Annotated in this window: 18 protein-coding genes; all 18 read left to right on the plus strand. The window is 65.3% G+C overall.

Annotated elements, in window-relative coordinates; genetic code table 11:
• Window positions 1-261: 261 nt before the first annotated feature.
• The 18 genes from AB0F77_RS39470 (at window position 262) to AB0F77_RS39555 (ending at window position 13,530) form a co-directional block, all read left to right on the plus strand.
• Entirely contained in the window at window positions 262-2,463 is a 2,202-nt protein-coding gene (locus AB0F77_RS39470) for a hypothetical protein (protein WP_358079544.1), read from the plus strand.
• 7 nt (window positions 2,464-2,470) lie between these two features.
• Entirely contained in the window at window positions 2,471-3,580 is a 1,110-nt protein-coding gene (locus tag AB0F77_RS39475) for a DUF5047 domain-containing protein (protein WP_361958558.1), read from the plus strand.
• Window positions 3,577-3,831, plus strand: coding sequence for a hypothetical protein (locus AB0F77_RS39480; RefSeq protein WP_358079540.1), 255 nt, complete (start codon window positions 3,577-3,579; stop codon window positions 3,829-3,831). Before AB0F77_RS39475 ends, AB0F77_RS39480 begins: the two co-directional genes overlap by 4 nt.
• A 148-nt stretch (window positions 3,832-3,979) precedes the next feature.
• A complete protein-coding gene (locus tag AB0F77_RS39485) occupies window positions 3,980-4,495 on the plus strand; it encodes a hypothetical protein (RefSeq protein ID WP_358079538.1) in 516 nt (171 codons plus the stop codon).
• Window positions 4,496-4,560: 65 nt separating this feature from the next.
• Window positions 4,561-5,481 (plus strand): N-acetylmuramoyl-L-alanine amidase, encoded by a 921-nt coding sequence (locus AB0F77_RS39490; RefSeq protein ID WP_358079536.1) that lies wholly within the window; start codon window positions 4,561-4,563, stop codon window positions 5,479-5,481.
• A gap of 8 nt (window positions 5,482-5,489) precedes the next feature.
• Window positions 5,490-5,780, plus strand: a complete 291-nt coding sequence (locus AB0F77_RS39495) for a hypothetical protein (protein ID WP_358079534.1) — start codon at window positions 5,490-5,492, stop codon at window positions 5,778-5,780.
• Window positions 5,781-5,873: 93 nt separating this feature from the next.
• Entirely contained in the window at window positions 5,874-7,607 is a 1,734-nt protein-coding gene (locus AB0F77_RS39500; RefSeq protein ID WP_361958563.1) for a glycosyl hydrolase family 28-related protein, read from the plus strand.
• 75 nt (window positions 7,608-7,682) lie between these two features.
• Complete coding sequence (locus AB0F77_RS39505; RefSeq protein ID WP_358079530.1) at window positions 7,683-8,273, plus strand: hypothetical protein; 591 nt, start codon at window positions 7,683-7,685, stop codon at window positions 8,271-8,273.
• 13 nt (window positions 8,274-8,286) lie between these two features.
• Window positions 8,287-8,535, plus strand: coding sequence for a hypothetical protein (locus AB0F77_RS39510; RefSeq protein ID WP_358079528.1), 249 nt, complete (start codon window positions 8,287-8,289; stop codon window positions 8,533-8,535).
• A 151-nt stretch (window positions 8,536-8,686) separates the two neighbouring features.
• Window positions 8,687-9,316, plus strand: coding sequence for a hypothetical protein (locus AB0F77_RS39515; RefSeq protein ID WP_358079526.1), 630 nt, complete (start codon window positions 8,687-8,689; stop codon window positions 9,314-9,316).
• Between the two features lie 92 nt (window positions 9,317-9,408).
• Window positions 9,409-10,164 carry a hypothetical protein gene (locus tag AB0F77_RS39520; RefSeq protein ID WP_358079524.1) on the plus strand — a complete coding sequence of 252 codons (756 nt, stop codon included), beginning with the start codon at window positions 9,409-9,411 and terminating at the stop codon, window positions 10,162-10,164.
• Window positions 10,165-10,411: 247 nt separating this feature from the next.
• Window positions 10,412-11,215, plus strand: coding sequence for a hypothetical protein (locus AB0F77_RS39525; protein ID WP_361958568.1), 804 nt, complete (start codon window positions 10,412-10,414; stop codon window positions 11,213-11,215).
• Window positions 11,212-11,799: a hypothetical protein gene (locus tag AB0F77_RS39530; protein ID WP_358079520.1), complete on the plus strand. Its 588-nt coding sequence runs from the start codon at window positions 11,212-11,214 to the stop codon at window positions 11,797-11,799. The genes AB0F77_RS39525 and AB0F77_RS39530 overlap by 4 nt, the downstream gene beginning before the upstream one ends.
• Complete coding sequence (locus tag AB0F77_RS39535; protein ID WP_358079518.1) at window positions 11,796-12,113, plus strand: hypothetical protein; 318 nt, start codon at window positions 11,796-11,798, stop codon at window positions 12,111-12,113. The genes AB0F77_RS39530 and AB0F77_RS39535 overlap by 4 nt, the downstream gene beginning before the upstream one ends.
• A complete protein-coding gene (locus AB0F77_RS39540) occupies window positions 12,110-12,325 on the plus strand; it encodes a hypothetical protein (protein WP_358079516.1) in 216 nt (71 codons plus the stop codon). The genes AB0F77_RS39535 and AB0F77_RS39540 overlap by 4 nt, the downstream gene beginning before the upstream one ends.
• A 64-nt stretch (window positions 12,326-12,389) precedes the next feature.
• Window positions 12,390-13,025, plus strand: a complete 636-nt coding sequence (locus tag AB0F77_RS39545; RefSeq protein ID WP_358079514.1) for an RNA ligase family protein — start codon at window positions 12,390-12,392, stop codon at window positions 13,023-13,025.
• The gene (locus tag AB0F77_RS39550; RefSeq protein ID WP_358079512.1) at window positions 13,022-13,228 is read left to right on the plus strand and encodes a hypothetical protein; all 207 of its coding nucleotides are present in this window, start codon (window positions 13,022-13,024) and stop codon (window positions 13,226-13,228) included. Before AB0F77_RS39545 ends, AB0F77_RS39550 begins: the two co-directional genes overlap by 4 nt.
• Before the next feature lie 92 nt (window positions 13,229-13,320).
• On the plus strand, window positions 13,321-13,530 hold the full coding sequence (locus AB0F77_RS39555) for a hypothetical protein (RefSeq protein WP_358079510.1): 210 nt from the start codon (window positions 13,321-13,323) through the stop codon (window positions 13,528-13,530).
• Window positions 13,531-13,609 lie beyond the last annotated feature (79 nt).

Consider the following 13,609-nt stretch of genomic DNA (forward strand, 5'->3'; position numbering starts at 1 on the left):
GCGTGTTCGTCGGGGACCGGGAAATCACGGACATCGTCGACACGCGCATTGAGATGTACGAGGACGCGACGGTTGCAGCGATCAGAAGCGGAAGGCGAATCTAATGTCGACGCCGACAGAAGGCGAAGTGGTCGGCCCGATCACGGACTACACACCGGAAGTAGTCGAGCCGGAGCCCCCCTCAGTGCCGACGACACCCCCCAGTGACGACGGGTCGTCCATCATCGACGGCCCGACGTACCCGACACCTGGGGAGGGCTGATGGCTATTGCGGGGAACCTCCTCCCTGAGAACGCGGAGAGCATCGAGACTGATGCCTCCGCGTGGCAGGCCCTTGGCAACGCAACCGGGTTGGCGCAGGGCAGTGGTGGCACACTGGGGTCGAAGAACCTCCTCTTCAAGAGCGTGGCGACCGGGGACACTCAGGTCGGCACGGTGACGCCAGTGAGCGTCACAGCGGGCACGGAGTACTGGGCATGCGCCAGCGTCTTCCCGCCTGTCGCCGGCGCACAGTCCCGCATGGTGATCCGCTGGTACACGTCGACGGGAACCTTGATCGTTGCAGATCAGGGCCCCGTCGTGGCCGGTACCTCTGGATCCTGGAACCAAGTTGCCCTCGTCGCCACGGCCCCCGTCAACGCCGCAACGGCGACGGTCGGGATTCGGGTGACGGCTACGGTCGCCAACCAGACATGGTTCGCGGACCGCATCTTTCTGGGGCTGACGTCGACGTCCGGCACGGCCAACAACACCCTTCCCTTCAACACGGAATCGGTGGAGGTGGATTCGTCCGGATGGACGGCGTCGGCCCTCTGCACGCTGGGGATCTCCACCAGCGCGTTCACGTGGTACCAGTCCCTCCGCCTGACGTCCACGGGAGCGGGATCCTGTCTGGCCACCACCCTCCCGGCGCAGGCTCCGGCCGTCACTCCGGGGACAGAGTATGTGGCGTACGCCTACACCACGGCGGGGACCGCGGGACTGACTCAGAAGGTGCAGATCCGATGGCTCGACGGATCCGGCGCAGAGATCGGGGTGTCCGAGGCGTCGCGGACGCTGGCATCAGGTCAGTGGGCAAGGTGTGTCGTCGTCGGCACAGCTCCGGTCGGAGCAGCGAAGGCCATCGTCGGCGTCGCTCCTCAGGCCACGGCATCTGGGCAGCAGTGGGCGTACGACCGAATCGTCCTGGCTCCCTCCAGCGCGCTCCTGACTACGGGCAACTTGCTCCCGTATAACGTCTCTGAGATCGAGCAGGATGCGTCCGGCTGGACTGTGACCGGCGGGACGGGGACGCAGAGCAACGAGCGCGTGCTGAACGCGGCCTACGCCCTGAAGGCAGTAGCGGCCGGTGGGGACATGACGATCTCCCTGACGACGCCCGTCGGAGGAGTCGTTGACGGGTTGGGGTACCAGTTCGCCCCGCCCGTCAACAAGTCTGCCGCCCGCGTGTACCTGACCCGGATCGAGTGGCTCAACGAGGCGGGGGATGCAGTACGAACCCGTGTGCAGTCGTGGTCAGGGGCCGTGGACACATGGATCGTCGGCACCATGGCGGACCTGGCGCCCGTCGGAGCTGTGGCCGCACGGCTGAGCCTGATCGTCCCTGACGCCCCTGCCGGCGAAGCCTGGTACATGGACCGCGTCGAGTGGCGCCTAGGCGGGCTGACGACTCGTGCCGAACCTGCCAGCGGAGGAGGCGCACAGATCACGGTCCGCGGACTCACCACGGGCGGACCCACCTATCTGTGGTCGCTGAACCGCATCATTGCCGGGCAGGCCCCGCAGCCTGTTCGCGGCTGGGCCGGAGATCTCGTCTCACAGAGCATCGGCGGAGACATCGCGATCGTCGTCGACTACGAGGCGCCGCTAGGTGTCCCGGTGCAGTGGCGAGCGACGCTCCAGAACCCGAGCGGACCGGGCACGCTGAACTACACCAGCGACCCGGTGACACTCGATGCTGAGACTACGGACGTGTGGCTGAAGGATCCTGGCCTCCCACAGAGGTCAGCACGCTTCACCGTTGCCACCCCCATGCCGACATGGACAAGGATGGCACGACAGGGCACCAACCAAGTACACGGTCGGTCTCTCCCCGTGATCATCTCCGACGTTCGCGGCGGCAAGTCGGGCACCCTCTCGGTCGTCACAGAGACGGACGACGAGCGGGCTGCCCTGTGGTGGGTCCTGGAAACCGGCAACACGCTGCTCCTCCAGTGGCCTCCCGGGTGGGGCGAGGACGACATGTACGTCTCCGTCGGCGACGTACAGGCGTCGCCGGTCGTCGACTTCGCGGAGTTCCATGACCGCACATGGCAACTGCCACTGACGCAGGTTGACCGGCCCATCGGCGGTGTCACCGGCTCCGCGGACCGCACATGGCAGACCGTCAAGGACTCCGCCACCACGTGGGCGGAAGCCCTGGCCAACGCGACGTCGTGGCTCGACGTCTATACGGGAGCGTGAGGCACTCATGTACCCGGTGAGCTCCAAGTTCCTCCAGACCCTCTCCTCCAGCCACGTCATGGTGGCGAAGGTCGATGCCTTCTACGCCGGCGCACTGACCCGGACGAACATCCCCTTCTCCGACGGGTCCGTCACCGTGGACCGGGGGAGCAAGACTCGCCGCTCCTTGGCCCTGACGGTCTCGGATCCAGGGCTTCTCCCGTGGAACCCCACGGACCCCCTGGCGGCGTACGGACAGACGCTAGTCGTTTCACGCGGCATCCGGTTCTCCGACGGGTCGGAGGAGTGGGTTCCGCTCGGGACCTTCCGGATCAACGAGCCGTCCGGCGACGTACACACCGGGCCCGTCAGCATCACCGGGACGACCGCGGAGGCGGACGTCATCGACGACAAGTTCCGGGCGCCGGCGACGACCCGCGGGCAAGCCGGATGCGTCGACGCCATGACGACCCTGATCCGGGAAACGCTGCCCTCCGCGACGATCGTGAATCTGACGGCGGGTGCCCGGAATCCGTCGGTCGCCGTTGCCAACTGGGATGCCGGTTCGGACCGTTGGGACGCCGTTACGCAGATCGCACAAGCGATGCAAGCGGAGATCTACGTCGATGCCCAAAACAGATTCGTGATTAGGGATCTGCCCGACATCATCAACGGCACCGTTTCGTGGGACATCGGGGAGGGGGAAGGCGGCAACCTCATATCCGCCTCTCGTTCCATGCCCCGAACGGGCGTTTACAACGGCGTTTTGGCGTCGGGTGAAAACGCCGCATCAGGCGCGGCACCGGTTAGTGCTCTGGTGGTCGACGACGACCCCACTAGTCCAACTAGATGGGGCGGGCCATTCGGCCGTGTCACCAAGACTATTTCGTCGGCCCTGTGGATCAGCGCTGCGGACTGTCAGGCGAATGCAGAATACGCGCTATTCGATGCCACGGCGCCGAATGTGCAGACGTCCATCAGCTCTCTTCCGAACCCAGCATTGGAGGGCAACGACATTGTCCGTCTCTTCTATGCGGGCCGAAAGGAGCGATACCTCGTGCAGGCTGTTTCAATCCCGCTGACGCCGGAGGGCTCCTTCTCGCTGACCCTTCGCGGCGGGAAGGAGGAAGCGTCATGAGACTGCCAAAGGCCCTGGCAGACATCGTGCAGATGGCCGCTGAGCGAGCCGTGGAGCAGCGCGCACCCGCCTGGTTCCTGGCCAAGGTGACGGTCGTCAACTCCAACGGCACGGTCGACATCTCGACGGCCCGCGGCCCCGTGGCCGGCGTGCGGAGGCTGAAGTCCTATTCCGCCCCGGCCGTCAATGACGTCGTGAAGGTGTCCCGCAATGCTGACGGCAACTGGATCGTCGACGGAGCCCTTGCGTAATCCGAATTCCTCGCCCACAGGGAGAGATTGAGTAATGCCTCGAAATGACCAGTGGTCCCAGGGGATTTCGTACCCAGTTCTCGGGGACGCGCCTGACATCGAAGTCGCAACGCAGGGGATCGTAAACGGCATCGTTCCTCTTGCCGTCATGCGTTTCGCCAACGCCAACGCCCGAGCCGCAGCGTTGACCGGACCAACGAAGCCCGTTGCGGGCATGATTACGTACCTCATCGCCGAAGACCGGTGGGAGGGACGCCAATCTGACGGCAGTTGGCTGCTGTTGTCTGACGGTCCGTGGCAGCCGCTGACGTTGATCAGCAGCTACTCCGCCAATAGCGGATCGCCTGGTTGGCGAAAGAAGGCGGGGGGTGGAATAGAGCTCCGCGGCCTGGTGAAGCCGAATAACGGAAAGCTGAACGACGGCCCGGATGCCATCAAGTTCGGCTCCATCCCCTCGGCAATCGCCCCAGCGGCGAGCCGTTTCTACATCATCCCGACGACCCGCGTCGTCATCTCCGGCGTCACGCACGACACGGCGCGACTCCAGGTCGCTCCGAACGGCGACTTGCTGTACATGTGCGACGCCGGCGGAGGCCAGGGGACGTCATCGTCCCCCCACTGGATCGCCCTCGACGGCGTCCAGTTCAGTCCTGACGGCGACTGACCTACATCACAAGCCATTCACGCCCCGCAGTGACGGGGCGATTTTCATGCCCTGGAGGGGATCGCATGACCGCGCACATCTACCCCGACGCCGACCACACCACGCAGTGGTTCCACTCGAAGTACCCCGGCGACACCATGCCGCACCCGAACGTGATCGTCCTGCACACCACGGAGGGCAGTTCGTTCCCCAGCTACGACGGAGGCTCCACTGCTCCGACGTTCACCGTCCACCCGGACGGCCGGGTGAGGCAGCACTTCTACGCCAACGAGTCCGCGCGGGCGCTGGTCAACAAGGCGGGAGGAGTCCAGACCAACACTCTCAACGCCGTTCAGATCGAACTCGTCGGCACATGCACCCCGGGTGGGCCCGGCGTCTTCTGGCCCTCCGCCACGGACGCTCAGCTTGCTGGCCTGGTGAAGCTCGTCAAGTGGCTGACGGCGACGTACCCGATCCCGCTCAAGTCCACCTCGAAGCCGTGGCTGACCTACCCCAGCTCGTACGGCTCGAAGAACGGGCAGCGGATGTCGGGTGCCGAGTGGGAGAACTTCTACGGCATCTGCGGTCACCAGCACGTTCCCGAGAACGACCATGGTGACCCCGGCAACTTCCCCGTCTCCCGGCTGATCACGCTGGTGGGCGGAGAGAAGGCGCCGACGTCGCCGACCAAGCCCGCCACTCCGAAGCCTCCGGCCAAGCCGACGGTCTCCGTCGTGCACCTGAACGCGGCCCGCGCGAAGGACATCCCGGCTGCGACCGGTCACACGACCTACAAGGCCGAAGTTCTTGTCCTGGAGAACGCCCTCGTCGCGGAGGGGCTGCTCGCTAAGAAGTACGCGGACGGCAGCTTCGGCACGCTGACTCAGGACGCGTACGACGCCTTCCGCCGGAAGGTCGGCTACAAGGGGTCCGCGGCGACGGGATCCGTTGGCCTGGAGTCCCTGAAGAAGCTTGCCGTCAAGCACGGGTTCACGGCCAAGGCGTGACTCCAGAGATGACCATTGCCCTGATCACGGCTGCGTCAGTCATCGGCGCGGCCGTGATCGCGGCTGTCCCCGCATTCCTGTCGCTGCGCCGGCGCACGGCGGCAGAGGGAGAGACGACCCGGAACTCCGTGGCGGAAGCGCTGGCGGCTCTCGGGTCCCGGTTCGACGCACGCATCGGCGACGTGCGCGACGACATCGACGGCGTCCGGGAGGACGTCACCCGCGTCCGTGAATGGCAGGCCGGCCACGACGCGGAGCACCTGCTCATCGGCCGTCAGCCCCCGCGAGGAGACTCCTAGATGCCTTCCGTACCCGTCACGATTGCGTCCGTCCTTCTCACGGGACGCTACATCCGACCCGACGGCACGCCGCTGACGGGCACGCTGACGTTTATGCCTCCGGCCAGCCTGACCTTCCCCGGTGCCGACGTCATCAGTACGGGCACTGCGATGGTGGAGCTCGACTCCACGGGCGCCTTCTCTGTGTCCCTGATTGCCACGGACGCCGCGGGTGGTGACCCTGCCGACTGGACCTACACCGTCACGGAGAAGCTGCACCAGGCGCCGGGGAGGACGTACCCCCTGGCGCTCCCGTCGGCGACTCCGGTCGTCGACCTGGCAGACATAGCCCCGACGGACCCGAGTCAGGGAGAGTACGTCGTCATCACGGGCCCCGCGGGGCCGGCAGGGTCGCAGATCTACAGTGGCACCGGAGCCCCATCGGCAGTCCTGGGCGTCGCAGGCGACTACTACATCGACACCACTCCCGGGGCCGTGCAGATCTACGGCCCACGCAGCTCCACGGCCTGGCCGTCGACGCCCATCGTCCTCCAGGGCCTCACGGGGTGGCTGAACGTCCGGCTCATGGGTGCCAAGGGCGACGGAACGACGGACGACACAGCAGCGATTCAGGCTGCTATCGACCTGGCAGCCGTGGCCGGAGGAGTCGTCTACTTCCCGTCAGGGACGTACGTCCTCTCTGACGCTCTCGTCCTCCAGAGCGGTGTGTCGCTCCGCGGGGACGGAGCCACGGCCAGCGTCCTGACACAGACGTCCACCACGGACAACGTGCTCTCAGGCGTCGACGTACAGCAGATCTCCGTGACGTCGCTCGGCATCGACGGTCCGGGGACAGGCAGCGGAAGCGGCATCCACCTGACGGTGTCCTCCAGCCCCAATACGCCCTACCTCACCCTGGAAGACCTCCGGATCACGGGCATGGGCGCGGAGGGGATCAGTGCTGAGCTCCCCATCGTCTCCGCTATCCGGCGCACAGTCGTCGAGGACTGCGGAACGTGGGGCTTCGACCTCTTCGGTCAGACGAGTGGAGGCCAGCCTCCCGGCACGTCCTGTGTCCTGGAGTCCTGCTACGCCAACGGATGTGGAAGCGGCGGGTTCAACCTGTTCAAGTTGGCGTACTGCACCCTCACCGGATGCGCCGCGGACGGCAACCCCATCGGGTACCTGATGGACACCGCGTACGCGGTGACGATGACGGGCTGCGGGGCGGAGGGGAATACGACGGCCGGCGTGCGCATCAGCGGCGGATACGGCGCCACGCTCAACGGCCTGTTCGTCTACAACAACCTCGGCATCGGCATCCATGTCACCGGTTCCGCACACATCGTCTCCCTGAGCCACGTCGTCGACGTCACTCCCGGCGGCACTGCGACGAAGTTCATCCAAGTGGACGCCGGCAGTTACGCCACCATCCTCGGGATGTCCAACACGACGGCGAACGCCCTGAACGGCAGCGTCAACATTGTGGACGACGGGGCGAACGGCGCCGTCTTCAGTGGATACACCTACGTCGGCAACTCCCTGGAAGTCGCGCAAGACATCTTCGCCGACAGCAACGTGTCCATCGGCACGGTGGGAAAGGGCCTGAAGGTCAAGGAGGGGACGAACGCCAAGATGGGCGTCGCCACCCTGACGGCAGGAGCCGCAACGGTGGCGAACACGTCAGTGGCTGCGACGTCCCGGGTCTTCCTGACCTGCCAGACTCCCGGCGGAACCCCCGGATTCCTGCGCGTCAGCGCCAGGACGGCGGGAACCTCGTTCACCATCACGTCGTCGAGCTCTACGGACACGAGCACCGTGGCGTGGTGGATCGTCGATCCGGCCTAAGAAAGTCGACGATCAACCCGAGCATCTTCCCTCCTCCGCCCCATCACTCCTGTGTCACCACCTGGAGGAGGACGCATGAACATCGGGATCATCGGCCGCGCACGGTCGGGCAAGGACACCGCGGGGAAGTGGCTCGTAGACGAACGGGGCTACCGGCGCGTAGCACTTGCGGACCCGCTGAAGGAGGCAGCTCTCCGGCTGAACCCGATCATCGACGATGGCAACGTGGGCTACAGCTTCACCGCAGCGCAGCTGTCAGAGGTCGTTGACGGGTACGGGTGGGAGCGTGCCAAGGAGATCGGGGACACCCGCCGCATCCTCCAGGAACTGGGCGCCTCCATCCGCGCCCTCGACGAGGACTTCTGGCTCCGTCAGGCCCTGAAGAAGACGCAGGAGGCCAACGACCACGGCGTCCCCGTCGTCATCACCGACGTCCGGTACCGAAACGAAGCGGACTCCCTGCGTCGGTCCGGCTTCCACCTCGTCTACATCCACCGTCCCGGTGTGCCGCGGATGGACCACGAGTCCGAGAACTCCCTCACAGCGGCAGATGCAGGCAGCTACATCAACAACGCCGGAGACGTCGACGATCTCCACCTGATGGTGGAGGAGGTCTGGGAGCTCCTCCACGCCGCACAGTCGTCCCGCTTCGCCATGAAGTTCTAACCGAAAGGCACTCATGCTGAAGAAGATCCGCACCCTCCTGAACGACCTCGCCCTACGCGCCTACACCCGCCTCCAGGTCTTCGCCGCGACGGAGCCAGTCCGGCTCAGGTCGGCTCTGACATCCCTCGTCCTGGCCGGCGGATTCCTCATCCCCGCACTGGCCAACCACAACGTCGCACAGGCCATCGCCAGTGTCGGCGCCGTGGCGCTCCCCCTGGCCGTTGGGGAGACCACGCGGGCGAAGGTAACGCCGGCGAAGTAGTCACGCTGTGACGTGCACAACACTGCACCACCATGAGCCCCGTCTCCCACCTGGGAGGCGGGGCTTTTTGTGTTTTGGTGCAACGTGAAACGACTGACGGTTGACCGCTTCTTGGGCATGTGTCGGCCGACACAACCCCTATACTCCGCGCATGCCGACCTCACCCGGCCCGACACTGGCCGCACTGACCGCTCTGTGGGAGCGCGTACGTGCCGACGTGCCGGAGCTACCCCCCATATTGCCGACCATCTCTCCCATGGCGAGACGACGAGACCACAGCCCCTCGCGATGGACGCGGACGGACGACGGCTCTGTATCAGGTCTCGTCGTCACCGCGGACGTCCTAGCCGAAGGGCCGGAAGCCGTACTCACGGCAGTCCTGCATGACGCTGCCCACGTCCTGAACTGGGTCCGGGACGTCAAGGACATCACTACGCGAGGTGCCTACCACAATGCTTCCTTCCTTACAGCCGCGGAGGAGGTAGGGCTCGTATGGCCCGAGGAAGCAGAGCGCGTACAGGGCCTTGGATTCGTCAATCCCGTCCTTGGCGAGGCCGCACGGACCAGGCACAGAGAGGATCTAAGGGCTCTCGAAGCTGCTGTTCCGGACCTACTCCCACACCTCGCACTGCCGGCGTCCTCACGGGAGAACAGGACACCCGACCGGCTGACCCTCGAATGCAGGTGTGATCCACCGAGGAAGATCCGTATTTCGCGTACCGTCGCGGCTCAGGGGCCCATCGTCTGTGGTGTGTGTGGCGAAGAGTTCGACGCTAGTTGATCACTTACCCCTTCAGTGGGGTAGGGTCTACCGAAAGTCAGTGATTCACGGTACGGTGCTTTCGCGCAACCCTGCGTTCATGAGAGGTCACGATGAGCCCGAAGAAGGTGGTCGCCCAAAAGTCGGGCGCTGACGTGATGCGGGTCGACGTCGACAGTCTCCAGACGCTGGACCTGGAGTCGATCCAGGACGAGTCGGAGACGGCGCTCATTGCGCGGGGTGCTGCCTACGCCCGAGAGTACGCAGCGATCGAGGACAAGCCGACGATCCTGGCTATCAACCTGGCGACAGTCCTGGTTGCCATTCGCAGGCAGCATGGAGACTGGCTGGGATCGTCGCGCGCCTACCGGCAGGCAGCGGCTGAGGTGTACCAGCAAGCGAACGTCCCACCGGAGAAGCGGGAACGGCTACAGGGGAACGTCCGGTACCACATTGGAAACCTCCTCCGTCGGTACCTGACCCCGAGAGAGTTGCGCAGTCTGGGGCTCCTGGACACGTCACCGCTGGAGCGGCAGCAGGACATCAGAGCGACGAACACGGCGCTCCTGGTGGCAACCAGGACGGCTGCATCCGCGGAGGAGTCGTCGCCGAAGAAGTCAGGGAAGGCTCCGAAGCCGACCCAAGAGACAGTGCCGACACAGCCAAGCGGTCCTGGCAGCATCGTCCGGGCGACGGCGGACAACCTCCGCCTTGCCACTGTCGCCCGCAACCTGGTTGATCAACTAGACACCGATGTGATTGACGAGCACATGACCGACGGGCAGCGTGCCAAACTAGAAGGCGAACTTGCCGCCCTGGAGAACGCTGCCCGAAGGCTGCGCCGGCACCTGAAAACCCGCAGCTCATAGGCGTAGAGGCCCCTCCACGTCGGCCGCGTCCTCGCCCTCCTCCCGGTCCAAAGTGCCAAACTAACCCCTTATTTCTAACTCTCCTTAACGCGTGTTAGAAGGAAGTGAAAAAGGGGGTTAGTTTGGCACTTTGGCATGCAATCTGGCCGACCGGGGATGAGGACGAAAAATCTTCTGAACCACCCGAGCATCAGCGCCCCTCCGCCCCATAACTCCTGTGTAAGCGCGAGTGACACACGGAGGTCGCATGGCTGGAGTGGAAACGATCAAGCGAAGCGGATCACGCTTCTACATCGACCCGGACGACGGGGACGTCAAGGTCCCGGGTGTGACGTCGGTCGGCAACATGCTGCCGAAGGACTACCTGACGTTCTGGGCAGCGAAGGAGAGCGCGGAGGCGGCAGTCTCCAACTGGGACATCGTCTCCGAGCTCATCAAGCGCGACGAGGCCGGCGCCGTCGACTACCTGAAGAACGCGCACCGACGGAAGTCGAGGGCTGCCACAGACCTGGGGTCCGCGGCGCACGACCTCTTCGAGCGACTGGCACGGGGCGAAGTCGTCAACGACCGGCACATTCACATGGACGTGAAGCCGCACGTCCGCTGGTTCAGGGAGTTCCTCGACGAGGTCCAGCCGGAGTTCCTCTACCTGGAGGAAACCGTCTGGTCCGACACCCATCGGTACGCCGGCAGCTTCGACGCCATTGCGAAGGTGGGCGGGGAGACGGCGGTGCTCGACTGGAAGACGAGCGCCAAGGTCTACGACTCCGTGGCTCTCCAGCTCTCCGCCTACCGTCACGCGGAGCGCATCATCCTCGCGGGGTCAGGGGAGTCGGTCGACGTCCCGGAGATGGCCGGCGGAGCCGTCCTCCACGTGCGCCCGGAAGGCTGGCAGTTCGTCCCGGTGAAGTGCGACCGGGAGATCTTCGAGCACTTCCTCAGCCTGAGGCACACGTTCGACTGGGAGACGGCGACGAAGAAGAAGGTCGTCGGCAAGCCCATCGCGAGCGGCGGGGAGCTTGTCACCGGGACGCAGCGGAGGGCGGCGTGAGGGCGTACTACCGTGCCCAGGGAGGCGTAGAGATCACGTTGCCTCCCTGGGCGACGACAGAGCTTCAGATCGACCCTCCTAAGCGGTCAGTTGTCGTGGAAGAGGGCGACTACGAGGAGCTGAAGGATCAGATCCTCGAAGGCGACACCGTCCGCGGGGAGCTGAAGCGCTCCCTCGACGACGCCCTGAGCATCATCGAGCGTCTCTCCGACGATCGTGACCACTGGCAGCAGGCTGCGGAGAACCACAGCAAAGCGGCCGACCTCTGGAAGTCGCTCGCTGAGCGCCAGGACAACACGGTGCCTCTGCGTATCAAGTTGGACGCCGTCGAGCGAGAGCGCGACGAGTGGAAGGCTCGCGCGGAGCTAGGGGAGAGGACGCTCGCGAAGTACCCGATCCGCGTCATGACCGCGGGTCAGGAGGTTCACTACGACCACGTCTGGACCGACACAGACCGTGCATCGGCTGACGTACTGGAAGCCGTCGCAGCGACAGCCCCTGTCGGTTCCCTCGTCAGCGACCTGAAGAACACCATCGTGAGCCAAGCGCGCGAGATTGTGCGACTGAAGGGGGAGAGCGAGTGAGCATCGTAGATCTGCTCGGCACGGTCCAGTCGGGTGGGCATATCGACTGGGATGACGCGGCGCAGATACCGCCGGCCGTCGCGGATCTCCTGCAAGGTCTCGTCGGCGACGTCCAGGCGCTCATGGAGGTAGCCAAGCGTCCGGCAACGGCAGTAGCCGACGGCATGACCCGTTCCGACGCCCTGAAGATCGCCCGGGACCACGTCGAGGCCATGGCCACGAACACCCGTGGCTACCAGGACGGCGTGAAGATGCACGACAAGGTCCAGGCAACGGAGCGCTTCGCGCGCTTCCTGATGGGGGAGAGCGAGTGAACCGGCAGACCAACGGTGCTGTGACGGTCGGAGCCTGTCTGGGCATCCTGGCCGTCCTGCCCTTCGAGGCGTGGCTCCTCATGCTTGTCCTGGGGGCCGTGCACAGCGTCTTCCTGGCAGTGCCGGCCGTGGGATTCGGGACAGCGGTTCTGTTCGTCGTCGGCCTGAACATGGTCACCGGGTACTTCCGGAAGATCTTCGGTCGCAAGTAGCGCAAGCCACACACGCGGGGCGTCCACGTAGGGCGCCCCGCTTCGCATGCACGGAGGAGAGGGAATGCACGAGTTTCGCGAGTGGCCGAAGACCCCGCGCCTTTTCCGGGACATCGTCGTCACGGAGAAGATCGACGGGACCAACAGCGCGGTTCACATCAGCCCCGGGTACGAAGTCGAGTACCCGTCGCTGTTCGAGCTGAAGCCGGGGGAGGTCATCGTCGACGGCCGACTGTGGCACGTCACCGCACAGTCCCGAAAGCGCATCATCACCCCCGGCAAGACGACCGACAACTACGGTTTCGCCGCGTGGGTCTACAAGTACGCCGCGGAGCTCGTCCGCCTCCTGGGCGAAGGGATCCACTTCGGCGAGTGGTGGGGCCACGGGATCCAGCGTGGCTACGGCATGGAGGACCGACGGTTCTCCCTCTTCAACACGGGGCGGTACGACCACCTGAACCATGACGACGCGGCCGTGTTCGACGGCAGTCGAGTCAACACGGTTCCGGTCCTGTACGAGGGCGTGTTCGATCAGTCCCACATTCACCACGCCCTGATGAGCCTGAAGATCCATGGCTCCCACGCCGCCCCCGGCTTCATGAACCCCGAAGGCATCTGCGTCTACCACACGCAGACCCGCGGCGTCTTCAAGGTGACGCTCGACAACCAGGACGCCGGCAAGTGGGAGGCAGCCGCGTGAAACGACTGACGCTCCTGACCCCGCTCGTCGTGGCACCTCTGCTCCTGACGGGCTGCTCCGGCCTCGACGCGCCGGCACAGCCGTCCTGCGTGGAGATCGACGTTGACCACCCGCACGCCAAGACGAAGACCCGCAAGCCCTCTGCCCCGCGGGTCAAGACACCGTCCTTCCGCAAGCCGTCGACGACCGGGAGAAAGCGCTAGGTGGCGACGGACGAGGAGATGCGTAGCCCCGACTGGTGTCACCGCCATGGCTGCCATCGGTCGCAGTGCCCGGAGCCGGATTAGGAGGAGAGATGACCGAGGAGGAGTACGCCGCGGAGCTGGAGGCTGAGCGCGTCGCGCGGAACAGCCGCACGGAGTACGTGGTCCGGGAGGAGCACGGGGAGTTCCAGCTGTACCGACGTGGTGCATACCAGTCGTGGGGCGTGACCCGATACGTCAGCCGCGAGACGGCTGACCTGGCGGCAGCCTTCCTGAACCGGCTGAAGGGGGACGAGGCGTGATCCTCCTGTCCCTGATCGTCGGAATGATCATCGGCTACGGCATCAGCAAGGCAGCATAGCGCAAGCCATACACGCACCA

The sequence above is a fragment of the Streptomyces sp. NPDC026672 genome (genome assembly GCF_040638185.1).
Taxonomy (GTDB): Bacteria; Actinomycetota; Actinomycetes; order Streptomycetales; family Streptomycetaceae; genus Streptomyces.

Coding starts and splice junctions, on each gene's coding strand:
- AB0F77_RS39470 (WP_358079544.1), top strand. CDS start 262: ATGGCTATTGCGGGGAACCTCCTCCCTGAGAACGCGGAGAGCATCGAG.
- AB0F77_RS39475 (WP_361958558.1), top strand. CDS start 2,471: ATGTACCCGGTGAGCTCCAAGTTCCTCCAGACCCTCTCCTCCAGCCAC.
- AB0F77_RS39480 (WP_358079540.1), top strand. CDS start 3,577: ATGAGACTGCCAAAGGCCCTGGCAGACATCGTGCAGATGGCCGCTGAG.
- AB0F77_RS39485 (WP_358079538.1), top strand. CDS start 3,980: ATGCGTTTCGCCAACGCCAACGCCCGAGCCGCAGCGTTGACCGGACCA.
- AB0F77_RS39490 (WP_358079536.1), top strand. CDS start 4,561: ATGACCGCGCACATCTACCCCGACGCCGACCACACCACGCAGTGGTTC.
- AB0F77_RS39495 (WP_358079534.1), top strand. CDS start 5,490: ATGACCATTGCCCTGATCACGGCTGCGTCAGTCATCGGCGCGGCCGTG.
- AB0F77_RS39500 (WP_361958563.1), top strand. CDS start 5,874: ATGCCTCCGGCCAGCCTGACCTTCCCCGGTGCCGACGTCATCAGTACG.
- AB0F77_RS39505 (WP_358079530.1), top strand. CDS start 7,683: ATGAACATCGGGATCATCGGCCGCGCACGGTCGGGCAAGGACACCGCG.
- AB0F77_RS39510 (WP_358079528.1), top strand. CDS start 8,287: ATGCTGAAGAAGATCCGCACCCTCCTGAACGACCTCGCCCTACGCGCC.
- AB0F77_RS39515 (WP_358079526.1), top strand. CDS start 8,687: ATGCCGACCTCACCCGGCCCGACACTGGCCGCACTGACCGCTCTGTGG.
- AB0F77_RS39520 (WP_358079524.1), top strand. CDS start 9,409: ATGAGCCCGAAGAAGGTGGTCGCCCAAAAGTCGGGCGCTGACGTGATG.
- AB0F77_RS39525 (WP_361958568.1), top strand. CDS start 10,412: ATGGCTGGAGTGGAAACGATCAAGCGAAGCGGATCACGCTTCTACATC.
- AB0F77_RS39545 (WP_358079514.1), top strand. CDS start 12,390: ATGCACGAGTTTCGCGAGTGGCCGAAGACCCCGCGCCTTTTCCGGGAC.
- AB0F77_RS39555 (WP_358079510.1), top strand. CDS start 13,321: ATGACCGAGGAGGAGTACGCCGCGGAGCTGGAGGCTGAGCGCGTCGCG.